At 34.1% G+C, this 25,786-nt stretch carries 25 protein-coding genes and 1 other RNA gene; 14 read left to right on the forward strand and 12 right to left on the reverse strand.

What is annotated here, in order from left to right; genetic code table 11:
* Positions 1–12: 12 nt before the first annotated feature.
* Entirely contained in the window at positions 13–594 is a 582-nt protein-coding gene (locus MR053_RS07895; protein WP_223550269.1) for a porin family protein, read from the reverse strand.
* Between the two features lie 143 nt (positions 595–737).
* Here MR053_RS07895 and xerD point away from each other — a divergent pair, with 143 nt between their 5' ends.
* Positions 738–1,634 carry a site-specific tyrosine recombinase XerD gene (xerD, locus tag MR053_RS07900; RefSeq protein WP_242131920.1) on the forward strand — a complete coding sequence of 299 codons (897 nt, stop codon included), beginning with the start codon at positions 738–740 and terminating at the stop codon, positions 1,632–1,634.
* 102 nt (positions 1,635–1,736) lie between these two features.
* Here xerD and rny read toward each other — a convergent pair whose 3' ends face one another.
* The 4 genes from rny to MR053_RS07920 all read right to left on the reverse strand — a co-directional run bounded on the left by rny (position 1,737) and on the right by MR053_RS07920 (position 4,149).
* Positions 1,737–3,311, reverse strand: coding sequence for a ribonuclease Y (gene rny, locus MR053_RS07905; protein WP_242131921.1), 1,575 nt, complete (start codon positions 3,309–3,311; stop codon positions 1,737–1,739).
* A 56-nt stretch (positions 3,312–3,367) separates the two neighbouring features.
* A non-coding RNA gene (gene ssrS / locus MR053_RS07910) (6S RNA) lies at positions 3,368–3,494 on the reverse strand.
* 54 nt (positions 3,495–3,548) lie between these two features.
* Positions 3,549–3,842 (reverse strand): cell division protein ZapA, encoded by a 294-nt coding sequence (locus tag MR053_RS07915; RefSeq protein ID WP_223550265.1) that lies wholly within the window; start codon positions 3,840–3,842, stop codon positions 3,549–3,551.
* Between the two features lie 16 nt (positions 3,843–3,858).
* On the reverse strand, positions 3,859–4,149 hold the full coding sequence (locus MR053_RS07920; protein WP_242131922.1) for a hypothetical protein: 291 nt from the start codon (positions 4,147–4,149) through the stop codon (positions 3,859–3,861).
* Positions 4,150–4,327: 178 nt separating this feature from the next.
* Between MR053_RS07920 and MR053_RS07925 the strand changes: the two genes are divergently transcribed.
* From MR053_RS07925 to MR053_RS07935, 3 genes are read left to right on the forward strand one after another with little or no spacing between them, the layout of a single operon-like run.
* The gene (locus MR053_RS07925) at positions 4,328–6,013 is read left to right on the forward strand and encodes a M23 family metallopeptidase (RefSeq protein ID WP_242131923.1); all 1,686 of its coding nucleotides are present in this window, start codon (positions 4,328–4,330) and stop codon (positions 6,011–6,013) included.
* Between the two features lie 9 nt (positions 6,014–6,022).
* Complete coding sequence (locus tag MR053_RS07930) at positions 6,023–8,479, forward strand: TonB-dependent receptor (RefSeq protein ID WP_242131924.1); 2,457 nt, start codon at positions 6,023–6,025, stop codon at positions 8,477–8,479.
* Between the two features lie 10 nt (positions 8,480–8,489).
* On the forward strand, positions 8,490–9,677 hold the full coding sequence (locus tag MR053_RS07935) for an aspartyl protease family protein (RefSeq protein ID WP_242131925.1): 1,188 nt from the start codon (positions 8,490–8,492) through the stop codon (positions 9,675–9,677).
* A gap of 90 nt (positions 9,678–9,767) precedes the next feature.
* Here the strand turns inward: MR053_RS07935 and MR053_RS07940 are convergent, their stop codons facing one another.
* Positions 9,768–9,935: a hypothetical protein gene (locus MR053_RS07940; protein WP_242131926.1), complete on the reverse strand. Its 168-nt coding sequence runs from the start codon at positions 9,933–9,935 to the stop codon at positions 9,768–9,770.
* A 129-nt stretch (positions 9,936–10,064) separates the two neighbouring features.
* Between MR053_RS07940 and MR053_RS07945 the strand changes: the two genes are divergently transcribed.
* Positions 10,065–10,526 (forward strand): hypothetical protein, encoded by a 462-nt coding sequence (locus tag MR053_RS07945; protein WP_242131927.1) that lies wholly within the window; start codon positions 10,065–10,067, stop codon positions 10,524–10,526.
* Positions 10,527–10,803: 277 nt separating this feature from the next.
* Here the strand turns inward: MR053_RS07945 and MR053_RS07950 are convergent, their stop codons facing one another.
* Positions 10,804–11,952, reverse strand: coding sequence for a cysteine desulfurase family protein (locus tag MR053_RS07950; RefSeq protein ID WP_242131928.1), 1,149 nt, complete (start codon positions 11,950–11,952; stop codon positions 10,804–10,806).
* 101 nt (positions 11,953–12,053) lie between these two features.
* Between MR053_RS07950 and MR053_RS07955 the strand changes: the two genes are divergently transcribed.
* Complete coding sequence (locus MR053_RS07955) at positions 12,054–12,959, forward strand: hypothetical protein (protein WP_242131929.1); 906 nt, start codon at positions 12,054–12,056, stop codon at positions 12,957–12,959.
* 4 nt (positions 12,960–12,963) lie between these two features.
* Here the strand turns inward: MR053_RS07955 and MR053_RS07960 are convergent, their stop codons facing one another.
* The gene (locus MR053_RS07960; RefSeq protein WP_242131930.1) at positions 12,964–13,518 is read right to left on the reverse strand and encodes a Smr/MutS family protein; all 555 of its coding nucleotides are present in this window, start codon (positions 13,516–13,518) and stop codon (positions 12,964–12,966) included.
* A gap of 30 nt (positions 13,519–13,548) precedes the next feature.
* Positions 13,549–13,740: a hypothetical protein gene (locus MR053_RS07965; RefSeq protein ID WP_242131931.1), complete on the reverse strand. Its 192-nt coding sequence runs from the start codon at positions 13,738–13,740 to the stop codon at positions 13,549–13,551.
* 61 nt (positions 13,741–13,801) lie between these two features.
* On the opposite strand from MR053_RS07965, the gene MR053_RS07970 reads away from it, so the two are divergent.
* Both MR053_RS07970 and MR053_RS07975 read left to right on the forward strand, forming a co-directional pair.
* Positions 13,802–14,083, forward strand: a complete 282-nt coding sequence (locus MR053_RS07970; RefSeq protein ID WP_242131932.1) for a DUF2752 domain-containing protein — start codon at positions 13,802–13,804, stop codon at positions 14,081–14,083.
* 11 nt (positions 14,084–14,094) lie between these two features.
* Positions 14,095–14,427: a CCC motif membrane protein gene (locus MR053_RS07975; protein ID WP_242131933.1), complete on the forward strand. Its 333-nt coding sequence runs from the start codon at positions 14,095–14,097 to the stop codon at positions 14,425–14,427.
* 47 nt (positions 14,428–14,474) lie between these two features.
* Here MR053_RS07975 and rocD read toward each other — a convergent pair whose 3' ends face one another.
* Positions 14,475–15,716: an ornithine--oxo-acid transaminase gene (gene rocD / locus MR053_RS07980; protein WP_242131934.1), complete on the reverse strand. Its 1,242-nt coding sequence runs from the start codon at positions 15,714–15,716 to the stop codon at positions 14,475–14,477.
* Between the two features lie 366 nt (positions 15,717–16,082).
* Between rocD and rlmD the strand changes: the two genes are divergently transcribed.
* Genes rlmD through MR053_RS07995 form a run of 3 tightly spaced genes read left to right on the forward strand, consistent with a single transcriptional unit; the run spans position 16,083 to position 18,729 of the window.
* A complete protein-coding gene (gene rlmD, locus MR053_RS07985; RefSeq protein ID WP_242131935.1) occupies positions 16,083–17,495 on the forward strand; it encodes a 23S rRNA (uracil(1939)-C(5))-methyltransferase RlmD in 1,413 nt (470 codons plus the stop codon).
* Between the two features lie 15 nt (positions 17,496–17,510).
* Positions 17,511–18,026 carry a DUF6452 family protein gene (locus MR053_RS07990; RefSeq protein ID WP_242131936.1) on the forward strand — a complete coding sequence of 172 codons (516 nt, stop codon included), beginning with the start codon at positions 17,511–17,513 and terminating at the stop codon, positions 18,024–18,026.
* Entirely contained in the window at positions 17,992–18,729 is a 738-nt protein-coding gene (locus tag MR053_RS07995) for a DUF6048 family protein (protein ID WP_242131937.1), read from the forward strand. The genes MR053_RS07990 and MR053_RS07995 overlap by 35 nt, the downstream gene beginning before the upstream one ends.
* 121 nt (positions 18,730–18,850) lie before the next feature.
* Here the strand turns inward: MR053_RS07995 and ychF are convergent, their stop codons facing one another.
* Entirely contained in the window at positions 18,851–19,945 is a 1,095-nt protein-coding gene (gene ychF / locus MR053_RS08000) for a redox-regulated ATPase YchF (RefSeq protein WP_242131938.1), read from the reverse strand.
* Between the two features lie 99 nt (positions 19,946–20,044).
* Between ychF and MR053_RS08005 the strand changes: the two genes are divergently transcribed.
* Together MR053_RS08005 and MR053_RS08010 are read left to right on the forward strand one after the other, a co-directional pair.
* A complete protein-coding gene (locus MR053_RS08005; protein ID WP_242131939.1) occupies positions 20,045–21,520 on the forward strand; it encodes a carboxypeptidase-like regulatory domain-containing protein in 1,476 nt (491 codons plus the stop codon).
* A 723-nt stretch (positions 21,521–22,243) separates the two neighbouring features.
* The gene (locus MR053_RS08010) at positions 22,244–24,148 is read left to right on the forward strand and encodes a T9SS type A sorting domain-containing protein (RefSeq protein ID WP_242131940.1); all 1,905 of its coding nucleotides are present in this window, start codon (positions 22,244–22,246) and stop codon (positions 24,146–24,148) included.
* A 143-nt stretch (positions 24,149–24,291) separates the two neighbouring features.
* On the opposite strand, the gene MR053_RS08015 is transcribed toward MR053_RS08010, so the two are convergent.
* Positions 24,292–24,645 (reverse strand): 4Fe-4S dicluster domain-containing protein, encoded by a 354-nt coding sequence (locus tag MR053_RS08015; protein WP_242131941.1) that lies wholly within the window; start codon positions 24,643–24,645, stop codon positions 24,292–24,294.
* Between the two features lie 68 nt (positions 24,646–24,713).
* On the opposite strand from MR053_RS08015, the gene MR053_RS08020 reads away from it, so the two are divergent.
* Complete coding sequence (locus tag MR053_RS08020; protein ID WP_242131942.1) at positions 24,714–25,772, forward strand: acyl-CoA reductase; 1,059 nt, start codon at positions 24,714–24,716, stop codon at positions 25,770–25,772.
* Positions 25,773–25,786 lie beyond the last annotated feature (14 nt).

The following is a 25,786-nucleotide window of genomic DNA, read 5'->3' on the forward strand; positions in this document are numbered from 1 at the left end:
CTCTTGAAAATTTTAAAAGAAATAACCTATGGAAATTTGAAAGACACCATTTTGGTTATTTCCTTCATTATCCTTAAATATTTCCGAAATCCCTAAAATATATCTTCCGCTAAAAAATAATCCATTCTCTAACTCAGAACCCAGCCCAAAATTTATACTAAAATCAGTACTATTAATTAGATCCTTAATATCCTCTTCTCCTGATTCTTCTGAAGAATTAAATTCGTTTTTAGCTGACAATAAAACACCTATTTGTGGACCACATTCAAGGGAAAATCCTTCTACAACTTTATATTTAAGCACTACAGGAACATTCAAATAATCGAGTTTAAATTTACCATCATAGCCTCCATCATTATATGTAACTCCTTGACACGAATACAAAACTTCTGGTTGAATAGAAAATTTATCAGAGATTAAAAAATCAACTATAGCTCCAAAATGAAATGAAGCTCTGGCATCAAACATAGACGTGTTTTCTCCCAATATATAAGCAACGTTAAGTCCGGTTTTAATACCTAATTTATTTTCCTGAGCATTTATATTATTACATGTAAACAACAAAAACGCAATAAAAAGTATTAGCTTTTTCATAATTTTAAGTGTTTAATGGAATGATTTTTATTGACTCTTTAATTCTAAGGATTAATTTTTAGATACAAAATGATGGATATCAGTTTCTTAAGTAATCAACCCTCTTTAAAAGGCTTTTACTTATTTATCTTAATTTTACTGTCATGAAATGGGAACACGCACTTAAAGATTACCAATTGTATCTTAAGATAGAAAGGGGGCTGTCCAAAAATTCTTTAGATAATTACTCAAGGGATATAAGAAAATTAATAACTTATCTTGAAGCACATAACATAAGTATTTCACCCATTGATATATCAGCCGAAACGATACAAGGTTTTATTTACGAAGCAGCCAAAAGTATAAACGCCAGATCGCAAGCCCGATTAATTTCAGGTTTGCGCAGCTTTTTCAGCTATTTGGTATTTGAAGACTACAGGGACTCCAATCCCCTAGAACTTATTGAATCTCCTAAAATTGGACGCAAATTACCAGATACTCTTGAAGAAGATGAAATAGACCAGCTTATAGCCGCCATTGACTTAAGTAAACCTGAAGGGGAACGCAATCGTGCCATTTTGGAAACCCTATACGGTTGTGGCCTCCGCGTAAGTGAATTGACTAATCTTAAACTATCTGACTTGTTCTTTGATGAAGGCTTTATAAAAGTTTCTGGCAAAGGGAATAAAGAACGCTTTGTTCCCATAGTGCCTACTACACAAAAGTATATTAACATTTATATAAATAAGATTCGGTCGCATCTTAACAAACAATCGGGCTTTGAGGATACCCTCTTTTTAAACCGTCGCGGTAAACAATTGACTCGAGCCATGATTTTTACAATTGTTAAACAATTGGCCGAAAAAATAGGTTTGAAAAAAAGTATTTCACCCCATACCTTCAGACATTCGTTTGCCACGCATTTGTTACAAAATGATGCCGATTTGAGATCCATTCAACTCATGCTAGGCCATGAAAGCATTACTACTACCGAAATCTATGTTCACTTGGATAAAAGTTACCTCACCGAAGTCATCAACAAATACCATCCAAGAAAGTAGCTGTTGGTTATTGGTTATTGGTTATTACAATATGAAACTTTCTAACTTTCTAACTTTCTAACTTTCTAACTTTCTAACTTTCTAACTTTCTAACAAAACTAATTACTTAGCAATATTAACCGCTCTGGTTTCTCTAATTACAGTAATCTTCACTTGACCAGGGTAGGTCATATCGGTTTGAATCTTTTGGGAAATATTAAATGACAGTTCTGCAGCTCTTTGATCGTCTACCTTTTCACTTTCCACAATAACTCTTAGTTCACGACCTGCTTGAATGGCATAAGCCTTTTTTACACCCTGAAAACCAAATGCTATATCTTCCAAGTCCTTTAACCTTTGTATATAACTATCCAAGACTTGTCGTCTAGCACCAGGCCTTGCTCCAGATATGGCATCACAAACCTGTACTATAGGCGCTAATAAGGACTTCATTTCAATCTCATCGTGGTGAGCCCCAATAGCATTGCAGACTTCAGCCTTTTCACCATATTTTTCAGCCCATTGCATACCAAGAATAGCGTGTGGTGTTTCCATATCGGTTTCTGCATCTGGTACCTTTCCTATATCGTGCAATAATCCGGCACGTTTTGCCAATTTTGGATTTAAGCCAAGTTCTGCTGCCATCACACCACATAGTTTTGCCACTTCACGCGAGTGCTGCAAAAGGTTTTGTCCGTAAGATGAACGGTATTTCATTCTACCCACAACTTTTATAAGTTCTGGGTTTAGATTGTGAATCCCAAGATCGATTACGGTACGTTTACCCACCTCAATAATCTCTTGATCGATTTGTTTTTTGGTCTTCTTAACCACCTCTTCAATTCGGGCTGGATGTATCCGTCCGTCGGTAACCAATTTATGCAACGACAAACGAGCAATTTCACGCCTTACTGAATCAAAACAAGACAATATAATAGCTTCTGGTGTGTCATCAACAATAATTTCAACACCCGTAGCTGCCTCTAAAGCTCGTATGTTTCGTCCTTCACGACCAATAATCCTGCCTTTTACATCATCAGATTCAATATTGAACACGGAAACGCAGTTATCAACAGCTTCTTCAGTTCCAATACGCTGTATGGTGTTAATTATAACTTTTTTGGCATCCTGTTCCGCTGTTAGTTTGGCTTCCTCTAATGCATTTTGGATGTAAGCCATCGCATCATTTTTAGCCTCTCCTTTCAAGGATTCTACCAACTGGGCCTTAGCATCTTCTGCCGAAAGACTAGAGATTACCTCAAGCTGCTCCACTTGGCTTTTATGCAACTTGTCTAACTCTTGTTGTCTTTTTTCCAAGATTTCTTGCATATGATCATATTCCTTAATCTTATTTTCAATCTCGGTATTTAACTTTTTATTCTTCGATAGCTCACTTGATATCTGGGATTCCTTGTCGCGAGTACGCTTTTCGGCCTCTGCCATTTTCTTATCACGAGTTAAGATAACCTTTTCGTGCTCGGCTTTAAGTTCTATAAACTTCTCTTTAGCTTGTAGTATTTTATCCTTCTTAATAGTCTCCCCTTCATTGTTAGCTTCTTTTAAAATGGAAGCAGCACTTCGTTTAGCATCCCTTATTAGTTTAGATGCATTACCTTTTTCGATAGTTTTGGCTATAATAAAACCAACCACTAAACCTAGTAGTACACCTCCTGCAATTAATATAATTGAATTATCCATTATGTTTGATTAATTTGAATATACAAAAAAGCCTACACCAGTTTAAAGTTTTGTATAAACTCCTTAAATACAAGTTTAGGGCTAACAAGCTGATCAAGGATCTGCTCGGTACCAAAATTAATTTAGCACAGCAGCATGCTTTTACAACTTAAACTCACCCTTTTTAAAGAATTAATGTTGAGTTTATCAAAAAAAATAACCAATGTAGGCAGTAACTTTTACTTATTTTAAAGAACGTTAAGAGATTACATGTGACTGTAACAGTTTATTTAATGCATCTAGTTTTTCTTCTAAATGCTCATTTACATGCTCTTTATCTATTGTTTTCTGTTCTAGTTGAGAAGCAAATTGCAAAGCACACATGGCCAATACGTCTTGCTTATCTCGAACAGAATAACTTTGCTCAAATTGTTGTATCATGGCCTCAATGTTTTTTGCCGCTTTACGCAATCCTTCTTCTTGATGCGCATCAATAGTTAAAGGGTACACTCTGTTAGCTATTGACAACTTTATTTTAAGCTTCTCTGACATTGAAAATGATGTTGCATTATTCTGATAATTGAGCAATACAATAATCTATATCCCGAATTAATGCATTTATTTTAAGCTTAGTTTCTCTTTTATTATCGTCACTACCAAGTATTGAATTTGCAAGTTTAAGTGCTTCATACCTTTCTTCCCATGATACAATTTGTTTTTGTTGGGCTTCAAGTACTTGTTTATTGTTTGCCAACTCTTCATTTAATTTTGAGTTTTCAAGCTTTAGAAGCTCTATCTTCTGCAATACATTCCTGATCTTGTTTTCTAAAGAACCTACAATATCTTCAATATTACCCATTTACAAATTTCAATACTTATCTCACAAAGTTAACATACCTCACCATAAATAACAATTGTTTTTCAATAAAATTTTTTCTTTGTCGTTTTATCTCATATTAACTGCAATGGTCTAATTTTTGAGTAAGTCTTTGAGATTTTAAGGCAATTTAATATTTTAGCCTCAATACCTAACATCTATGAGATTAATCCTATTTTTTCTTTTACTTTTTACGCTTTCTACATATTCACAAAACAATTACCCACAAGATTATTTTGCACCACCTCTTGAAGTTCCATTGGTACTAGCTGGCACATTTGCCGAATTACGCTCAAATCATTTTCACTCGGGGTTAGATATTAAAACCCAACAACGTGAAGGGCTTAAAGTTTTGGCTTCTGCAGATGGATTTGTAAGTCGAATAAAAGTATCTCACTACGGTTACGGTAAAGCGCTTTACATTACCCACCCAAATGGTTACACAACGGTATATGCACATTTGCAAAAATTTTCACCAGAGATTGAAGCTTACGTAAAAAAACAACAATACACTAAAGAATCTTTTGAAATTGAATTATTTCCTAAGGCAGGTGACCTTTTAGTTACTAAAGGAAATATAGTTGCCTATAGTGGAAACACAGGGGGGTCTGCAGGCCCTCATTTACATTTTGAAATACGTGATAAAAATGAACACCCCATAAACCCAATGCTTTTTGGTATAAATGTTAAAGACTCTACGCCTCCTTTTGTTAAAGCTGTTTATGCCTACCCTATTGAAAAACACTCTCATGTTAATCACTCAAATTCCAAACAAAAACTAAGGCTTATTCCATTACAGAATGGCGACTACACTGTTGAAAACATAGAAGCGTATGGTAAAATTGGTATTGGAATCATTACAAATGACAGACAGGATTATGCGCCAAATAAAAATGGCGTAGACAATATTCAGACTTTTTTTAATGGTAGCAAATCTTATGAACTGGATTTTAGTTCGTTTTCATTTGATGAAACCAAACACCTAAACCGACTTATTGATTACCAGCATTATAAAGAAGAAAAGGAACGCATACAAAAACTGTTCAATGATGAAAATCCATTAAGCATCCTAAAACCATCTTTTAATAATGGTTATTTAAACATTAAGGACAGTACCAGTTCTATCTTTAAAATTAAAATAAACGACTATAAAAACAATCCTTCATGGATAGCCTTAGAAATTAAAGGTGTTAAAAACGATTCCATTAAGCCTGAAGCTAAAAAAATCACACCATATCTTATTAAAACTGATCAAACAACCAATTTAAAAGAAGGCAAATTTTCTGTTGATATATATAAAGACACATTCTACGATGACTTTTATATGGATTTTGAAGTGCATAATGATACGCTAATATTACATGATGACATCCTACCGGTTAAGAAGAACATAAGCATTTCTTATGATGTCAGCAATTTTAGTGACACAGATAAAAGCAAATTATACATTGCAAATTTATTAGGTTATTCTAAATATCCTGCTTATATAAACTCATCCTTAAAAGGAGACCTTTTAATAGGAAGAGCTAAAAATTTAGGCACCTATGCACTGGCTTTAGATACCATACCACCAACAATATCATCAAAAAATGTTAGGGACAAGCAATGGATTAGTAATTACCGTTTTTTTAAGATTAAAATAGACGATACACCAAGTGGTATTTCCAATTACCGAGCCACAGTAAACGGTAAATGGATACTCATGGAGTACGATTACAAAACCAAGACCTTAACTCACGATTTTAATGATGGTATTGTTACCGACACTAAAAATAATTTAAAACTAATTGTTACCGATAATGTTGGAAATAGTTCTACTTTTGAAATACTGTTTTACAGAAAATAAGTTACGCTTTTGAACACAAGAAATTTACTGGCCACTATAATTTTTTTGCTATCAATTATTGGGTATGCACAAACTGCTACTGTAAGAGGTGTTATTCTGGACAATAATAATAAGCCTATTGCCAGTGTTAATATTAAAGCTGGTAAAGAAGGAACCCAAACCAACGATAATGGGTTTTATATCTTAAAGATACCTGCAAATCAAGATATAATTATTGAGTTTACACATCTTTCCTTTAAAAAGATTGTATCCACCTTTAATTTAAAGAATGGTGAAGAATATGAGTTCAACCCCGTTTTACATACCTCCATTGAACAAATTACAACGGTAGTTATTTCTGGTAACCGTCGAAAAAATATTGAAGGTATAACGGTTTTAGAGCCAGAAACCATTAGGAAAATCCCAGGAGCCAATGCTGGTGTGGAAAATTTATTACTCTCCTTACCCGGTGTAAGTAACAACAATGAATTAAGTACACAATATTCGGTACGGGGTGGTAATTTTGATGAAAATTTGGTTTATGTAAATGATATAGAAGTTTATCGCCCGTTCTTAATTCGATCTGGACAACAGGAAGGCTTAAGCTTTATAAATACTGATTTGGTTCAAAATGTCGACTTTTCATCCGGTGGATTCCAAGCCAAGTACGGCGATAAATTATCTTCTGTATTAGATATTACCTATAAAACACCCTATAAGTTTGAAATTAATACCGATTTAAGTCTTCTAGGAGGAAGCTTATCTATTGAAAATATTAGTAAGGATTCCAAATTCACCAGTATTGTAGGTCTAAGATATAGGGACAATGGTTTATTGGTTAATGCCAAAGAAACCGAAACCAATTACGATGCTGCTTTTTCTGATGTTCAAACCTTCTTAACCTATAAATTTACAGATAGATTTCACTTAAGCTTTTTAGGGAATGCATCACTAAATAAATATGGCTATGCTCCACAGGCAAGACAAACCAATTTTGGTACGCTATCCGATCCTATTGCCCTTATCGTGTTTTATGATGGCCAGGAAAAAGACCGATATCAAACCTTATTTGGAGCTTTAAAGGCATCGTTTTTTGTGAATGATAATTTAAACTTAAAACTCATATCCTCTACCTATCACACTACTGAGGAAGAGTATTTCGATATTTTGTCCCAATACAGTCTTGGCGAGGTTAACACGAGTATTGGTGACGACAATTTAGGTGAAGTAGAATTCAGCGAAGGTATTGGGAGTCAACTTAACCACGGAAGAAACGATATAGATGCCTTAATCACATCAATTGAACATAAAGGCGATTTAAATATTAATGATAACCGTATAGAATGGTCTGTTAAGTATAATCATGAAGATATACGGGATCGACTAGTGGAATGGGAAGTTATTGATTCTGCTGGATTCTCTATTCGTCCACCATTTATCCCTAGAAATGAGCAGCCTTACGCACCCTATACTGGTCCTTTAGAGCCTTTTCAAAATGTTAGGACTGTCAACAATACTAAAATAGATAGGTTTCAAGGGTATTTACAATGGAGCAAACGATCCTCTATAAGAAATAGTGATATATGGTATAATGTGGGGCTTAGGGTTCATAATTGGTCGGTTAACGGTATGCATATTGAGAAGTCTAACCAAACTGTTTTTAGTCCGCGTGCCCAATTGGCTGTTAAGCCCTATTGGGAAAAGGATATGTTATTTAGGATTGCTACAGGGGTATACTATCAACCGCCTTTTTATAGGGAACTAAGGGATTCAATAGGAACCATTCAACCCCATGTAAAGGCCCAAAAATCGTTTCATATTGTTTTGGGCAACGAATATAGCTTTAAAATGTGGGACAGACCTTTTAAACTAACCACTGATGTATACTATAAAAAATTAACCGATGTAAATCCTTATACCCTTGAAAATGTACGCATTCGTTACCGCGCAAAAAATAATGCTGAAGCCTATGCCTATGGTTTGGATATACGCTTAAATGGCGAGTTTGTACCTGGAACCGAGTCGTGGTTTAGCTTTGGTTATTTAAAAACTGAAGAAAACATAGATGACCGTGGTTACATTTCAAGGCCTACAGACCAGCGTTTAAAATTTGCCGCTTTATTCCAAGATTATGTGCCCAACATCCCTAGCATGAAGATGTATTTAAATTTGGTATACAATACAGGATTGCCAGGTGGCTCCCCGAGTTATGCTGACCCCTATGTTTACCAAACCCGATTACCCGATTACAAGCGTGCCGATGTTGGCTTTCAATTTGTATTGGTTGATGATAAAAAACAATTTAAAAATGGCTGGAAAAAACCATTTAAAGCACTGTCTTTTGGTGTTGAGATATTCAATATTTTCGATGTTCAAAACTCCATTACCAATACTTGGGTTCGAGATGTCTATAGCAAACGCCAATTTGCTGTTCCCAATTATTTAACTCCTCGTATATTTAACATTAGGACAACCATGAAATTTTAATACGCATATTATGACCAAATGCTTGTTGAATATTATTTTTTGTCTAGCTTTTATTAACCCAAGTTATGCCCAAAAAACAACATTTAAAACTGGTAAACCAACATCTAAAAATTATTATACCGAAATACAGTACAAAAATATAAGAGGTAAGTTAATAATTCCAGTCACTATCAATAACACCAACTATAATTTTCTTTTTGATACTGGAGCCCCAAATTTAATCTCTTCAGCTTTGATGAAAGAAATAAAGAGTAGTAATAGTAAATCTATTTCAGTGTCAGATGCCAACCAAAATAAGCAACGTATGGAACTTATATCTATTCCTTTGCTAACTCTAGGAAATGTATCGTTTAAAAACACCAGTGCATTGGTTTTTAATGGCACCAATAATTTAGTGTTTGATTGTTATAAGATTGATGGAATAATAGGGAGTAATATACTTAGAAAGTCTATTGTTCAAATTCAGTCTGAAAAAAACCTTATTATTTTAACTAATGATCTTAATAAACTTCAATTAAACAAGCAAACAGGCATGGATTTAGTACTACAAAGCAACCAAAGTAGTCCCTATATAAGCATTAATATAAAAGATAAAAAAAATGCCAAGGAGAATGTACTTATAGATACGGGTGCCAGTGGCTTTTACGATATGTGTAAATCTAACTATAAAACATTGGAAGAATACAACATATTAAGCCATTCTACTCGTGGTGAAGGCACATCAAGTATTGGTTTATTTGGCAACTCTGAAGCCGAAACGCAATATCTAGTTAAAATACCTGAAATTGAAATTGATGGACATACCTTTACCAATATTTCAACCATAACCACCAGTGACGACAACTCCAGAATTGGTGCAGATATTTTGGAGCATGGCATAATGACCCTGGATTTTAAGCATAAGCGGTTTCATTTTGATGCTTATAAAGCTAAAAGTGACCTAACGGAAAAAAACTTTGGCTTTACGCCAACTATTCAGGACAATAATTTAATTGTTGGTATTGTTTGGAGCGAAGACTTAAAAGATAAGATTCATGTTGGAGATAAGATACTTAAAATAAACGACATGGATCTTTTATCAATGGATATCTGTGATTTATTAACTGAGGATTCGCCATTTAAAGTAAGTAATATCATCCACATAACTATAAAAAATAAATCTGGTGAAACAAATTCTTTTATTTTAGAAAAGCATTAAAACTAAAAATCTCCTACCCGAAGTGATAAGAGATTTGAAAAAATACTGCTAAGAGCAATAATCTTATACTAATAAACTCTTTTATATAGTTTATCTGGCTTTATGAGTTCTAAAAATCACGAACCTTATATCGTAAATATCTGCAATAACTGTAAATGAAATTTTTACGTTGCCCCCGTTAGCCTCCCAATTATCCAAAGTGTAAGCATTAAAGGAACTTAAATAATAGTGTTCAACACCATTACCTTTTACCAACACAAAATCCCTGGTCTAAAATTTAACTTTATTTTTGTCTTAATTTGTTTTAATTTTCACGCCCATGAATTAACGAATAGCAGTTGCTATGCTTTAGATATAGCAAGTAACACCCTATTTTATTTTAGCGGTTTGGAACTTCTACCAAATAGTGATTTTCAAATCAATGGTGCTAATGATTTTACTAAATCTGGAATAGCAATAAATGCACAAAGCGTTAATAGAGTCTATAATTTTAGCAATACCTTTAGTAATTTTCAAGGTGATATTACCTTCCATTATGAAGATACAGAACTTAATAGTATAGACGAAAACAATCTTGTTTTGCAACTTGAAGATGCTACAAACATCTGGAATGCCTATGCTTCAACTGTTAATCCTAAAAACAATACTGTTTCCTACACTTTTGTCCCTCCTATCAGCTTTTTATCGGTTACCGCATCAGATGGCACCAGCCTTGGCACCAACGAGTTTGACCAAACCCTAGTACAAATATTTCCTAATCCAGCAGTAGACTGGGTAAAAATTAACACCGACTTAAAGTTAGAGACGAGGCTATTTGATACTACAGGAAAACAAATGTTGAAAACCTAGAGTAAATCCATTAATTTTTCTGAATTAAATACTGGCATGTATCTTTTTATAATTAAAAACCTAGACACTAAAAATTTAAAGACTTACAAAATAATTAAGCAGTAAGCGAAAAAAATTGATTCTGGACTTGGAGAACTACAAAATATTAACTAAAAAAACGTAAATATTATTTAAATTGTCCGTTTTAACCAATTTGGAATAAGAACAGATTATAATATTGTTCAAAGGTCTTATAAACCTAATCCTGTTTGGTGTGAGAGTCGGGTAATAATTAATATTAAATGTATGCTTTTAGTATATCTATAACATAATCAACTTCCTTCTCAGTATTGTAAATACTAAAAGAAAATCGAACAGAAGGTTTTTGCAAATCTTCATCATTTAAAAGTTCTGCAAGCACATGCGAGTTTTGGTTACTACCACTTTGGCAGGCACTACCCTTAGAACAGGCTATGCCCTTTAAATCCAATTGAAATAAAAACATAGCTGCTTTGCTTCTAGGCACAGGCAAACAAACATTTACTAGTGTATAGGTACTTTTCTCAAGATCTCCAGAGTTACCATTAAAAGTAGTATTTGGAATTTCAGAAGTTATTTTAGATATAAAATACCTCTTTAAATTTTTCACATAATCCCTTTCCTGTTCTAAGTTTTTGTATGATAAACTTAAGGCACTTTCCAATCCCACGATATTATGTATGCTTTCGGTACCGGCCCTTAAACCACGCTCCTGCTCCCCTCCAAAAATCAAAGGTTTAAGTCCTGAGTTTTTTCTTATATAAACAAAACCTACTCCTTTAGGGCCATGGAACTTATGGGCACTAGCTACTAAAAAATCAACAGGGATTTCATCCAAAGGTAGTCTGTAATGTCCAATAGATTGTACCGTATCACTGTGAAGTAGGGCATTATTGGCCTTGCATAAATGCGCCACACGGCTTAAATCCAAAATATTACCAATCTCATTATTTATATGCATCAAGCTAACCAATGTCTTTAATGGTTTATCTAACAACACTTCCAAATGATTATAATCTACCTCACCATGCCTATCAATATTTACAAAGCTAACTTCCAAATTATATTCAGCTTGCAATTGCTCTACACAATGTAATACAGCATGGTGCTCAATTTTTGAAGTAATGATATGTTTTACCTCCAAATCTCTTACTGCACTTCGCAATACTAAATTATCGGCCTCAGTTCCTCCAGAGGTAAATATTATTTCTCCAGCAGACACATTAAACTGTTTGGCAATCGATTTTCTGCAAGATTCAATAATAGATTTGGAAGATCGTCCTATGGCATGAGAAGATGACGGATTCCCAAAATTGTTTTTCATGGCTTCCACCATACTATCAACAACATCATCCCTAATAGGTGTCGTAGCAGCATTATCGAAATAAACAGGTTTTGGTGTAGTCATTAAATTGATGTTTTAAGTACCAAAAATACTTCAAATAAAATTATTTTCAATTAGAGGCGTTATAAATTACAATTCTATTATTTTTGCCTAAAACCCAAACTATGCGAAAGGCCTTTTTTATTTTAACTGTTGTAAGTTTGTTTTTTCAATCGTCTTGTGATGATGGTGATATCATAACAGTTGAATTTGATTTTGACGACACTTTTGCATTAGAATCCTGCAACGATTTAGTGTTTTATAAAACAAAAAACGATCCTTCAGAATCTTTGTCATTTGTGGTTAAAGACATAAATTTTGAAGATCTTTTTGCTCTACAAGCTGGAGAAATACTTGAAAAAACATCCAATTCTAATACTTTTAATTATAGAACGTATACGAATAGCACATTACCTTCAGGCTTGTTTTGTAGTCCCATCCCTCCTTCTGAAGTTAAAATAAAAGAGGATTATGAAAGTAACAATAACGAAGCAGTATTTACCACCACACTTATTGAAGATGATAATGATGGTATTCCTGCTGAGTTTGAAGATATTAATGCAGATGGCAATTTGGATAATGATGATACCGACGGTGATGGTATAGCTAATTATTTAGATGATGATGATGATGGAGACAATGTACCTACAAAAAATGAAACTCCAAATTACACCCAAGCTGATGGTCTCTCAAACGCTCAAGATACCGATGGTGATGACATACCAGATTACTTGGATGACGATGATGATGGTGATGGTGTATTAACACGGGATGAAGAAAGCGTTGACCAAAATGAAAATCCAAGGGATGATGTTAGAGATCCCGACGTTGGCGCTGATTATCTGAATAAAGATGTCTCCGAATCGGTTCCAGCATTAGCTTACAGAGAGCATACAATTTACCAAACATATACGATTACACTTTTAATAAAGAGTGTTAATTTAGAAGTCATTACTCAAAATTTTGATTTTGGTACTTTACAGGATAGTTCTACTTCTGGCACTAGACAATTAACCCCTGAATTTCCTTAAATGATTACCCCTTTTGGTAAATGTAAACTTCGGTCGCTCCTAAACCGTATTTCTGGTAATTAGCATCATAAAATTTAATATTGTCGTATCGCCCAAACAAATACTCCAATTCAACTTTAAGGACACCTTCCCCAACACCATGAATAAACACCACTTTTTGAATGCGTTTCGTAATAGCAAACTCCAATTGGCGTCTTGCCGTATCCAATTGCAAAGTTAATATATCATGGTTGCTCATACCTTTGGCAGATTTCACTAATTGATTGATGTGTAGATCGACTTCCATAGTAGGTTCAAACCGATCCTTGGACTTTACCTTTATTGACTTTCTTTTTGCGGATTGCTCCTTTTCTGAAACTATTTTATTTAAGTTATCATAAGAAAAGGCATTTTGCCGAAGCATTTTGTCCTGTTTATGTTTGACCAAAGCGTCGGAAGGAAAATCCAACTCAAAGCCTTCATCGGTTTCAATAGAGACCATATCATCATTCAATGCTTTAACAATCCCCGATAGGTCTTCATCCAAAACCAAAACATAATCACCTAATTGAAAAGACATAACTTTTTTTGATATGTATAAAAAATCTATTTATTGCGCCATGTTTTCGTCATTAATTTCTTCATCCCGTTTACTAGGAATACTTTTCGAAATACGATAAACACCAATCATTAAAACAACAATACCCCCAATTAAAATAAATTGGTTTTGATCTGATCCAACTTTAGCATACATGGCTACAATAGCCCCAACTACAATGAGTATATAATTAAAATACTTCACGTTTAAATAATAATTTAAATGATTAACAAATTTAATATATTAGCCCAACAAACATACTATTATGTCGGGTTTTGATGATTATATGTTGCCCTGCCTAAATAAAAAACTTTTTGGTATTGAATGCATGGGCTGTGGATTACAACGATCGGCGTCCTTAGTGACCCAAGGCGAGTTTGTCGATGCTTTTTATATGTATCCAGCTATTTATACTTTAATACTACTTTTAATCGTAATTGTTTTTAATACGTTTAAAAAATTTAAATACAATAATAAAATTATTACTATTTTGGCAATTCTCAATATTGTTATTATTGTAACAAATTTTGTATCAAAACTCATCTAATCAATTTAATTATGGAACAACAAAAACTCAATCCAACGCTTGTTTATGTACTGGCTATTTTAGGTCTTTTATGTTGCTGTTTTGGCGGCTTAGGCTTTATTTTATCGGGAATTGCATTCTATATTGCATATAGCAAATTAAAAAATGTTGAAAATTATCCAGATCAATTTGAACCAGCAAGCGTCAAGACAATGAACACCGCTAAGATTGTGGCCTTGGTAATTTTAATTATTAACCTATTGTACTTTATCATGACCATTTACAGAATATCCACAGTTGGATGGGATGAAATAATGAGACAATCTCAAGAAATAATGGAGCAATGGCAAATGCAAAACCAATAAAATTCTTATGTAAATTGAGTAAAAAAAGCACCAATGGGGTGCTTTTTTTATTCAAAAGATTTAATTGTTTTACTTATAATATCAATGCAATCCATAAGCTGCTGTTCCGTCATCACCAAAGGCGGCGCAAAACGAATGATATTGCCATGGGTTGGTTTGGCCAATAAGCTATTATCCCTAAGCTTCATGCAAATATCCCAAGCCGTAGAACTGTCTTCTGAATCATCGATCACAATAGCATTTAACAAGCCTTTTCCTCTTACCAATCTCACCAAATCAGTTGATTTAATAAGTTCTTCCATACTTGCTCTAAAGATTTTGCCAAGGCGTTCGGCATTTTCAGCTAGGTTTTCTTCCTCCACAACCTCTAGTGCTGCCATAGCAACAGCACAAGCCAATGGATTGCCACCAAAAGTAGATCCGTGATTGCCAGGACGTATAACGTCCATAATTTCTTTATCTGCCAATACAGCTGAAACCGGTAAGACACCGCCAGAAATGGCCTTTCCTAAAATAAGTACATCAGGTTTAATTCCTGAATGGTGAACCGCCAATAATTTACCCGTTCGTGCGATGCCTGTTTGTACCTCATCGGCAACGAACAGTACATTGTTCTGTTTGCATAAGGTATAAGCCGCTTTAATATAATTATCGTCTGGTACATATACGCCTGCTTCGCCCTGTATGGGCTCTACTAAAAATGCGGCTACATTGCTATCTTTCAAAGCATCATGCAACGCATCTAAATCATTATAACGAATGGATACCATTCCAGGTGTAAAAGGTCCAAAATTTTCAGTAGCAACGGGATCGTTAGAGGCCGAAATTATAGTTACTGTCCGACCATGAAAATTATTATGACATACTACTATCTTTGCCTGATTGGCTGGAATACCTTTCTTTTCATACCCCCATTTCCTTGCCAATTTTATTGCGGTTTCAACGGCTTCTGCGCCTGTATTCATAGGCAATACCTTGTCATAGCCAAAATACTCGGTAATGTATTTTTCATATTTACCTAACTGGTCATTATAAAAAGCCCTAGAGGTAAGTGTTAAACTATAGGCTTGATGTTTTAACGCACTAATAATTTTCGGGTGACAATGCCCTTGGTTCACTGCAGAATAAGCCGATAAAAAATCGTAATACCGTTTGCCTTCCACATCCCAAACATATACGCCTTCTCCTCTAGTTAAAACAACCGGTAAAGGATGATAATTATGTGCACCATACTTGTTTTCTAATTCAATTGCTTGCTGTGACGTTAATTTGTTTTCTAAAACAGCCATTTTTTAATAGTTTTAATTAATAAACAACCATTCCTTCTATACCTTTATTCTTTCGGAAACCCTCCCAATAATTATTGGAATTTTTGGGACGAAAAAGCAGCGTGGGAGAGAAATCATCCCTGAGTAGGTCCGCAAGTTAATAAATATGCGTCGGTTTAAGAAATGTTAGTTAGTTATTCTTTCCTAAAGTGAAGAAATCTGTAGTTTCAATCGTTTCATTTCCTTGTAGCACATTTTATTCGTTTAACACAATCTTTAATACAACAGAAACACAAAAACCCAAATAAGGTTCAATTATATTTACTTAAATCTTAAAGTTAATCGAAATAACCTATTTTTATTTTGCACGATTACTATTTTTGCAACATGTCAAGGAAAAAAACAAGAAAACAATTTTTCGAAAATATAGAAGTGCTTGACGCTGGTGCCAAAGGCAAAAGCATAGCCAAAGCTGAAAACGGTAAGATTATATTTTTATCCAATGCCGTACCTGGAGATGTAGTAGATATTCAAACCCTTAAAAAACGTAAAGCCTATTACGAAGGAAAAGCTACGGCTTTCCATAAGCTGTCACCAAAAAGGGCCGAACCTGTTTGTGAACATTTTGGCACTTGCGGTGGATGCAAGTGGCAACATATGGGCTATGAGCACCAATTACGCTATAAACAAAAAGAGGTTATCAATAACCTGACCCGTATCGGACATATCGAATTACCTGAAATCACACCCATCCTAAGTTCTAAAAAACAATACTTCTACCGAAATAAAATGGAGTTTTCGTTTAGCGACAGCCGTTGGTTGACTCAAGATGAAATTCAATCGTCTGAAGAGCTGGATAACAAGAATGCCCTAGGCTTTCATATTCCTGGGATGTGGGATAAGATTTTAGATATAAACCAGTGCCATTTGCAGGCCAATCCGTCAAATGCCATTAGAAATGCGGTAAAACAATTTGCAACAGAAAGCGGTTTAGCATTTTTCAATACGCGTAACCAAACCGGGTTTTTACGTACCATGATGATTCGCACTTCTACCACTGGAGAAGTTATGGTACTCATTCAGTTTTTTAAGGAAGATGTTGCAAAACGTGAATTACTTCTTGATTATATCGCCAAACAATTTCCAGAAATTTCTTCGTTATTATTTGTTATTAACGAAAAAGCTAACGATACCATTTATGATCAAAAAGTTATTTGCTATAAAGGCAAAGACCATATTTATGAAGAAATGGAAGGTTTGCTTTTTAAAATCAATGCCAAATCATTTTATCAGACTAACTCTGATCAAGCTTACGAACTTTATAAGATAGCACGTAATTTTGCTGGGTTAACAGGTAAGGAATTGGTTTACGATTTATATACTGGCACTGGAACCATTGCTCAATTTGTAGCCAAGGAAGCCGAAAAAGTGATTGGTGTGGAAGCTGTACCAGATGCCATTACTGCTGCCAAGGAAAATGCACAATTAAATAATATTACTAACGTTGAATTTTTTGTTGGTGATATGAAAAAGGTGTTTAATAAAGAATTTATTGCAGCACATGGAAAACCTGATGTAATCATTACCGATCCCCCACGTGATGGCATGCACAAAGATGTTGTACAACAAATACTAAACATTGCACCTAAAAAGGTAGTGTACGTGAGTTGTAATAGTGCCACTCAAGCAAGGGACTTAGCTTTAATGGATAATATGTATAAAGTTACCAGAACGCAAGCAGTGGATATGTTTCCGCAAACCTTTCATGTAGAAAATGTTGTACTTTTGGAACGCAGATAAATGGAAAATTAATTTATGAAAAAAATAAGCCTACTTATTTTAGTACTCATTTTAACGAGTCATTTTAGTTGTGAACGTGATGACATTTGCCCAGAAACAACTTCCACTACACCAAGGTTAATTATAGATTTACATGATTTTTCTAATCAAGAAGAAAAAAAGAACGTACTCGATTTAAGGGTTCAAGGTGTTGGTAACAACGAAGCTTTACCCGGCTATGATGTGGTTCGTGCCACAGATGATTTGATACTCCCCCTTCGTACAGACTCAAATACAACACAATTTAAACTGCATATAAATTATTTAAAAAAAGAGGATGGAACCATTGAAGGGAATGAAGATATAATAACCATTAGTTATTCTACTGAAGAAATTTATGTCTCAAGGGCATGTGGTTACAAAACCATTTTTAAAAATGTTACCCTTACCATAGAACCAGATGGCGAAAACTGGATAAAATTAAAAGAATCCTTAACCGATAACCAATCTATAGAAGATGAAACAAAGGCACACTTTATCTTATACCATTAGTAGCATTGTTATAGCTCTGTTGTTTTGTGTGTCTGCCAATACTCAAAATAATAGCATTCCCAGTAGTGCAACTGACTCTACTACTTATAAATTAAAATATGGCTTGCGGATTGGGGGTGACATCGGTAAACTTATTCGTTCTTTTACAGATAATGATTATAGTGGCTTTGAAGTTATTGCCGATTATCGAATTAAGAACAAATTATATATTGCGGGTGAACTAGGGATTGAAGAAAAAAATACTGTCACTGATTATCTTGATGTCACTACTAAAGGAAGCTACTTAAAAGGGGGCATCGATTATAACCTGTACCAAAATTGGTTGGATATGGACAACATGATTTTTTCTGGATTCCGTCTTGGAGCAAGTTCTTTTAACCATACCAGAAACCGTTTTCAAATCTATAGTACTGATCAATATTGGACGCCACAATACACCGATACCGAAAATAGAAAATTTAGTAACCTTACGGCGCTATGGATAGAATTGATGATAGGTATTAAAGCTGAACTTTTCAATAACCTTTATCTTGGACTTAACCTACAATTGAAAGGTTTAGTAAAAGAAACCGAACCTAATGGTTTTGAAAACCTTTACATTCCTGGATTTAACAAAACATACGATAGCAGTGGCATTGGTGTAGGTTATGGTTACACACTTTCTTATAGGGTTCCGCTTTATAAAAAAGATAAAAAGAACTAGTTTGCATTAGACTTTTTTATAAAACAGAAACCAAGATCTTCTATATTTAATTAATAACTAAAAAATTAATGAATTAAATATTATGCATACACAGTAAGCATAAAAGTAGTTAACAAAAAAACTACACATTAAACAAAAAGTGCATTACATCACCATCCTTAACCGTATAATTTTTTCCTTCAACACGCATTTTTCCAGCTTCCTTAACTTTAGCTTCACTTCCATAGTTCACATAGTCGTCATAACTAATAACCTCAGCACGGATAAAACCTTTTTCAAAATCGGTATGAATAACACCAGCAGCTTGTGGTGCAGATGCTCCTATGTTAACCGTCCATGCCCTTACCTCCTTAACACCTGCAGTAAAATAGGTCTGTTGGTTCAATAATTTATAGGCACCCCTGATTAATTTTGCCGAACCTGGTTCGTCAAGTCCTATATCCTGCAAGAACATTTGGCGTTCTTCGTAATCGTCCAGTTCGTTAATATCGGCTTCTGTTCCAACAGCCAAAACTAACACCTCAGCACTTTCATCTTTAACAGCAGTTTTTACCTGCTCCACATAGGTATTACCAGTAACTGCTGAGCCTTCATCTACATTGCAAACATACATCACTGGCTTGTCTGTAATTAGTTGTAGTGGCTTTACAAAATCATTATAATCATCTTCTTCAAACTCAATAGCTCTTACCGACGTTCCGGTTTCCAAACCCGATTTTAGTTGCAACAATACTGCTTCTTCTTTTTGAGCGTCCTTATTTCCTGTTTTAGCAGCACGCTTGACTTTATCCAGTTTTTTTTCAACTGTTTCTAAATCCTTTAGTTGTAACTCAATATCAATGGTTTCCTTATCTCGAATAGGATTAACACTGCCATCCACATGTACAATGTTATCGTTATCAAAGCAACGCAATACATGTAAAATAGCATCGGTTTCACGAATATTACCCAAAAACTGATTGCCTAAACCTTCTCCCTTACTGGCGCCTTTTACCAATCCTGCAATATCAACAATTTCCACTGTAGCAGGTACCACACGCTCCGGTTTTACCAATGATTCCAAGGTTTCTAATCTAGGATCAGGCACATTTACTACTCCTATATTAGGTTCTATAGTACAAAACGGAAAATTAGCACTTTGTGCTTTTGCGTTTGATAAACAATTGAATAAAGTTGATTTTCCTACGTTAGGCAATCCTACGATTCCTGCTTTCATATTATATTGATTTTTGCGAGTGCAAATGTAACTATTTCCATTGTTATTTTATGTAACATTATACCAATTCGATCGTCAAGAAATTATAAACACATTTTAATGACTAAAGTTTTTTATAGCCTCTGTTTAATATCTATTTTCTTTTCTAGTTATTCACAAACCATTACTGCTAAAATTATTGACCAAGTAACCAAAACTCCTATACCTTATGTTACAGTAAAAACAGGTAAATACAGTGGAGTTATCACTAACGAGGAAGGTTTTTTTACAATTAATACAAATAACAACACGATTACAACCGTTAGTATTTCATGTATGGGTTACCAAGCCAAGTATATTAGTATTGAAACCATAAAATCACTTAATTACACCATTACTTTAGACGAAGCCATAAACCAATTGGACGAAGTTTATTTAAGCAATAAAAAGCCAAATGTTGATTCATTAATGGCACGGGTAAAACGAAATATTAGCAAGAATTACAATTACGACCTTAATACCTATAGGCTTTTTTATAGAAGTACAGATCATATTGATTTTAAACATTTGGACTTCGAAATAGAAAAGGCTTCACACGTATCTTCTAAAAATTTGGATATGGCCAATGCCGAACTCATCCAACTTTCCAACGACATCATTAGCAGCAATATTGTCCACTTTACTGATGTTAAAGGAGCGCTTCACACGTTGCATCAGGATAGTAGTAAAATAGAAGTTAACAAAGTGACCAAACTACTGGACCATAAAAAGGATTTTTCTCTTGACAACGTGGAAGAAAAAGCTAAAGCCTTGGTATTAAAATATTTAGACACTACTAAGACCTACAAAGTAAAGACAGGTATTTTTAAGTTAGAAGATTCTATGTCTCTTAAAGAAGAAGAGTTAAAAAAAGACAAACCTAAAACCTACAAGGTATCTAGCTTAAAGTACAGTGCAGAATCTTTGGTTAAAAAAGCTACATTTACAAAAATCTCATTTTTAAATACCCTTATTGATTCCAACCTTTATGATTTTGAATTAGAAGACATTAACTATAACAATAATGAACTGATTTACATCATACGCTTTAAACCTAATAGGTCGAAATCGAAACTAACGGGTACCTTTGTAGTTAACCAAAGGGATTATGCTATTACAAGAGTAGATTACAGTTATTACAAATCCCGCCATGGCAGTAAGTTTAATTTACGTTTAATATTGGGTATTAAATACATCGATAATGTAAGCAAGGGCACCTATATTTATGAAAAACAAAGCAATAATACCTACCAACCCAAATACATTAAACGAATAAAGGGTAGCTACTTTTATGTAAATCGTGATTTTAAATTGATTGAAAACAGTCCTCAAAAAAACAAAATAGGCTTTAACTTTAAAATTGAAGGCAACAACCTAACTAAAGAAGAGTTTCTTCTAACAAAATTTAGTAATAGTAATCAGGATGACTTTAACAAAATAAAACCAAAACAAGAAGTCCCCTTTATTCAACTTAGTACATTCGATAAATCGGCATGGGAAAACGACGCCATCATTGAGCCCCTTGAAGAAATGAAACAGTTTAGAAGTGATAATTAAGGTTTAATTATGAATAGCTCTAATGTTGTGAGCTACTAAGATAAAATTTAATAAAACTTAGGAGTGAAGATTAGAGTTTAGTTATTGTCTTTTCATTTTTAAAATATCATCCCTTTCTTTTTACCAGATTTCCTTCATTAAAAATTCAGGTAGTTATTACCCTTTTTTAATCCTTATAATAAATTATTTAGTGTCAATTGTCCATTTGTTCACTATTTCTGATTTCACCATTAATTTTAACAAAATAAATTTGAAATAGCCCTACTTCATTAAATTCTATCTATAAGTATTAAAAGGTAAATCAAAGTCGTTTTCACATATAACTGCGACCAACAAATAATATTTGAACTTATGTAGCCTGTTTCATGATTTCTAATTAATTTATTTAAATCTTCAAAAGGATAGTTGATTAGTTTGTGTGTTTAAACACTACTATTTCAATTTTAAGATTGAAGCTAACTTTTAATGGCACCAAGTTTCAATTTTTTTTTAAGATAATTAGTAAAATTAGCATTAAAAACGGGAAAATAGTCAGAGTTTTTCAAGTGTTATAAGCCATTAATCATAGTATAAACTTTTAACTAAAGCTGACAAATATCATAGTTTATAAGCAATAAAATACTTAATCTTTATGGTCAATTAGGGATCAACCATTAATTCTTAAATAGTATGAAACATCTCTACATAAAGCTTAGTTTACTATTAATACTTCTATTTATATTCATGAGTTGGATAAACAGAAGTGGGATATTTTCCTATGTCCCTACAACTTTAGACGATTTCTTTATGCCAGGATCCCAACCTTTGGAGTCTGGCACATTCAATTCGCCTAACAAATGCCATAGTTGTCATGGAGGTTATGATAATAACGTAGAACCAGCTTTTAATTACCAAGGTAGCATGATGTCCCACAGCATGCGCGATCCTTTATTTGAAGCCTCATTAACCATTGCCAACCAAGATGCGCTATTTTCTGGAGACTTGTGCATGCGCTGTCATACTCCAAGAGGTTGGCTAGAAGGTAGAAGCACTCCAACTGATGGCTCAGCTCTAACAAGTGCCGATAGAGAGGGTGTGCAATGCCATTTTTGTCATAAAATGGTAGACCCGCTTAGCACTAGACCAGAAGATTTGGCCTATATAAATACCTTAGCTCCTGAAAATGTGCCTACACAACATGGCAATGGTATGTATGTGGTAGATGCTGATGATAATACTAGACGAGGCCCTTATGATGATGCCAACGCAAATCACCCTACTCTATATTCGCCATTTCATTCAAGCTCTGAAATTTGTGCTACATGTCACGATGTAAGCAATCCTGTATTTAGTAAAGCACCCGATGGTTCATACCAGCCTAATGCTACAAATACTCCTGCACCAACCTTTGATAAATACGAGATGTTTCCAGTAGAGCGCACTTATAGTGAATGGAAAATGAGTGCTTATAATACAGCAGAAGGCATACCTTCAGCTGTATTTGGAGGTACAAAAACTAATGTTTCCAGCTGTATTGATTGCCATATGCCACAAACCAGTGGCAAAGGTTGTAATAAACAGTTTGCCTCAACTAGAAATGATTTAGCCATCCATGACTTAACAGGCGGCAACACCTTTGTACCTTTACTTATTAAGGCCAAATATGCTGGAGATGTGGATGTCGATGCTATTGATGCCGGTATTAGTAGAGCACAATACATGCTCCAAAATGCTGCTACCTTAAATCTTAACGTTACAACAACAATAAATGGATATAATCTAGATGTGAAAATTATTAATGAAACAGGACATAAATTACCATCGGGTTATCCAGAGGGCAGGCGCATGTGGATTAATGTTCAATGCTATGACAATGATGACAACATAATTTATGAATCTGGTGCTTACGATTCAGATACCGGTACATTAGATAAAACCGGTACCAAAATTTATGAAGTCAAGTTAGGTATGAGTGAGGCCGTGGCTGCACTTGCAAATGCTAATGGCACAGGAACATATACCGCAGGCGAATCGTTTCACTTTGCTTTGAATAATGTTGTTGTAAAGGATAACCGAATTCCACCACGTGGTTTCATTAATGCCAATTTTGAAGCAGTACAAGCTGCTCCCATTGGGTATTCCTATCCTGATGGCGCTTTTTCAGATATAACATCTTATACAGTACCTGAAACAACTAACCGTATTGTGGTTAAACTACTATACCAAACCTCCTCAAAAGAATATATCGAGTTCTTAAGAGATAAAAATGTTACTGATAACAAAGGGCAAGAGCTTTATGAGCTTTGGGAAGCTCATGGCAAATCTACACCAATTGTAATGCAAGAAGCTGAATTTTTCACGTCTACTTTGGATATGACTAAAAAGCAAACTATGGATGCGGCCATTAAAATCTATCCTAATCCCAGTAAAAATATGGTTAACGTTTCTTTTGATTTAGCTTCAAACAGCAGGGTCTCATTGGAATTATATACTATAAATGGAGTTAAACTTTATACTTTAATTAATAACAAAACAGTAAATGCAATTGAGACCATTCCTCTTAATGTATCAACCTTAACAAGCGGCATCTATATTTTAAAATTCAAAATAAACCAAAACATTATAACCAAATTATTGATTGTAGATTGATTACTTCCTACCTCTATGTAAAATCTATAGAGTGATGTAGATATAAGTATAAATGATTGGTTATATTATTATATGATTACACATGTTTAAATAAAAAAATCCTAAGCTTTCACTTAGGATTTTCATTATTCATTATTTTATAATTAATCTTCCGGGTGCATAAAACGTTGTTTAGCTAATAGTTCCGCTTCGGTTTCTATATGGTCGTCATCTGGGACACAACAATCTACTGGACAAACTGCAGCACATTGTGGTTCATCATGAAACCCTTTACATTCTGTACATTTATCGGGTACAATATAATAAAACTCGTCGCTTATAGGTTCTTGTGGTTCATCTGCTTCAACCTCATTGCCATTAGTCAATACCACAGTACCGCTTAAACTTGTGCCATCCTTATAGCGCCAGTCGTCAGCACCTTCATATATTGCCGTATTTGGGCATTCGGGTTCACAAGCCCCACAATTAATACATTCGTCTGTTATTATAATTGCCATAGCGTTTTTTTCTTTCTAAATTTGCAATCGCAAAAGTAAAACCAAAACCATTCAAAACCAAATTAAGCATGGAATTACAAGAAAGAATTGATGCTTTTGTAAAATTAGGCCAATTTATAGGCCAATTTTCTAATAAAGTTCCAACAAAAAGAAAAAGTGTTGAGCATAATGCTCTTTTCTTTGATGGGTTTAAGCATCAGTTAAAATTAGCTGAAGAATACAACGGATGGTTTACACCAGAAAACATACAATTTGCCTTAAACACTTGGGCTAAGGCACTTACTAAAGATAATTTGGGAAAATGGTTAGAGCCATACCATATAAGTAACCTAACGTCAAAAAAGGTCGCTATAATAATGGCAGGAAATATTCCGTTGGTGGGGTTTCACGATTTTTTATCGGTACTTATTACTGGGCATCACGTTTTGGTAAAATTGTCCTCCAACGACAAACAATTACTGCCTTATTTAGCTAAATATTTGGAAATTGTTGAGCCTAAATTTAAAGGATGTATAGAGTTTACTGAAGAAAAAGTGATGCAATTTGACGCCGTAATTGCAACGGGAAGTAACAATACGTCACGTTATTTTGAGTATTATTTTAAAGGAAAGCCATCTATAATCCGAAACAATAGAAATTCTATAGCTGTGCTCACTGGAAATGAATCAAAAGAAGAATTGAAAGCCCTATCAGAAGATATATTTAGATTCTTCGGTTTAGGCTGTAGAAATGTATCCAAATTATTTGTGCCAAAACGGTATTCATTTGATGTTTTTTTTGAAGCCATTTACCACTGGCATCCTATAATTGAAAAAGCCAAATACGCCAACAACTACGATTATAACAAAGCTGTATATTTAATGAGCGAATTTGAAATGTTGGAAAATGGTTTCTTTATGATAAAAGAAGATGCTAGTTACACATCTCCCATCGCAACCATGTTTTACGAATATTACGAGAACCCAGAACAATTGAAAGAAAAATTAGAGGCCGATAAAGAGCAAATTCAATGTATAGTTTCTAACGGATTTTATGATAAGGAAATTGCATTTGGACAGACGCAAAAACCCAAACTTTGGGATTATGCAGATAGTGTCGATTCTATTAAATTTTTATTATCAATTTGACCAAAAAATTATTG

The organism is Aestuariivivens marinum, from assembly GCF_022662175.1.
Classification (GTDB): Bacteria; Bacteroidota; Bacteroidia; order Flavobacteriales; family Flavobacteriaceae; genus Aestuariivivens; species Aestuariivivens marinum.

Coding starts and splice junctions, on each gene's coding strand:
- MR053_RS07895 (WP_223550269.1), bottom strand. CDS start 594: ATGAAAAAGCTAATACTTTTTATTGCGTTTTTGTTGTTTACATGTAAT.
- xerD (WP_242131920.1), top strand. CDS start 738: ATGAAATGGGAACACGCACTTAAAGATTACCAATTGTATCTTAAGATA.
- rny (WP_242131921.1), bottom strand. CDS start 3,311: ATGGATAATTCAATTATATTAATTGCAGGAGGTGTACTACTAGGTTTA.
- MR053_RS07915 (WP_223550265.1), bottom strand. CDS start 3,842: ATGTCAGAGAAGCTTAAAATAAAGTTGTCAATAGCTAACAGAGTGTAC.
- MR053_RS07920 (WP_242131922.1), bottom strand. CDS start 4,149: ATGGGTAATATTGAAGATATTGTAGGTTCTTTAGAAAACAAGATCAGG.
- MR053_RS07925 (WP_242131923.1), top strand. CDS start 4,328: ATGAGATTAATCCTATTTTTTCTTTTACTTTTTACGCTTTCTACATAT.
- MR053_RS07935 (WP_242131925.1), top strand. CDS start 8,490: ATGACCAAATGCTTGTTGAATATTATTTTTTGTCTAGCTTTTATTAAC.
- MR053_RS07950 (WP_242131928.1), bottom strand. CDS start 11,952: ATGACTACACCAAAACCTGTTTATTTCGATAATGCTGCTACGACACCT.
- MR053_RS07955 (WP_242131929.1), top strand. CDS start 12,054: ATGCGAAAGGCCTTTTTTATTTTAACTGTTGTAAGTTTGTTTTTTCAA.
- MR053_RS07960 (WP_242131930.1), bottom strand. CDS start 13,518: ATGTCTTTTCAATTAGGTGATTATGTTTTGGTTTTGGATGAAGACCTA.
- MR053_RS07970 (WP_242131932.1), top strand. CDS start 13,802: ATGTCGGGTTTTGATGATTATATGTTGCCCTGCCTAAATAAAAAACTT.
- MR053_RS07975 (WP_242131933.1), top strand. CDS start 14,095: ATGGAACAACAAAAACTCAATCCAACGCTTGTTTATGTACTGGCTATT.
- rocD (WP_242131934.1), bottom strand. CDS start 15,716: ATGGCTGTTTTAGAAAACAAATTAACGTCACAGCAAGCAATTGAATTA.
- rlmD (WP_242131935.1), top strand. CDS start 16,083: ATGTCAAGGAAAAAAACAAGAAAACAATTTTTCGAAAATATAGAAGTG.
- MR053_RS07990 (WP_242131936.1), top strand. CDS start 17,511: ATGAAAAAAATAAGCCTACTTATTTTAGTACTCATTTTAACGAGTCAT.
- MR053_RS07995 (WP_242131937.1), top strand. CDS start 17,992: ATGAAACAAAGGCACACTTTATCTTATACCATTAGTAGCATTGTTATA.
- ychF (WP_242131938.1), bottom strand. CDS start 19,945: ATGAAAGCAGGAATCGTAGGATTGCCTAACGTAGGAAAATCAACTTTA.
- MR053_RS08005 (WP_242131939.1), top strand. CDS start 20,045: ATGACTAAAGTTTTTTATAGCCTCTGTTTAATATCTATTTTCTTTTCT.
- MR053_RS08010 (WP_242131940.1), top strand. CDS start 22,244: ATGAGTTGGATAAACAGAAGTGGGATATTTTCCTATGTCCCTACAACT.
- MR053_RS08015 (WP_242131941.1), bottom strand. CDS start 24,645: ATGGCAATTATAATAACAGACGAATGTATTAATTGTGGGGCTTGTGAA.
- MR053_RS08020 (WP_242131942.1), top strand. CDS start 24,714: ATGGAATTACAAGAAAGAATTGATGCTTTTGTAAAATTAGGCCAATTT.